This window comes from Priestia sp. SIMBA_032, assembly GCF_046535215.1.
In the GTDB taxonomy this organism is placed as follows: Bacteria; Bacillota; Bacilli; order Bacillales; family Bacillaceae_H; genus Priestia; species Priestia aryabhattai.
In genome coordinates, this window is sequence record NZ_JAWRXD010001097.1 from 1 (window position 1) to 254 (window position 254).

At 44.9% G+C, this 254-nt stretch carries 1 tRNA gene; it reads right to left on the reverse strand.

The features are described from left to right. Position 1: 1 nt before the first annotated feature. Positions 2–74, reverse strand: a tRNA-Val gene (locus SB717_RS37730). Between the last annotated feature and the right edge of the window lie 180 nt (positions 75–254).

Sequence of the window (254 nt, forward strand, 5' to 3'; positions counted from 1 at the left end):
GTGGAGGATGACGGGATCGAACCGCCGACCCCCTGCTTGTAAGGCAGGTGCTCTCCCAGCTGAGCTAATCCTCCAAATATCATACACAACATTAAATGTGTGTATAAGTTTTTTACAAATGAGCCAAATAAAAAACCCCTAGACTCTTTTACAAGAGCATAAAAAGGGGTCTTATTCATTGCCTGGCAACGTCCTACTCTCACAGGGACAAAGTCCCAACTACCATTGGCGCTAAAGAGCTTAACTTCCGTGTT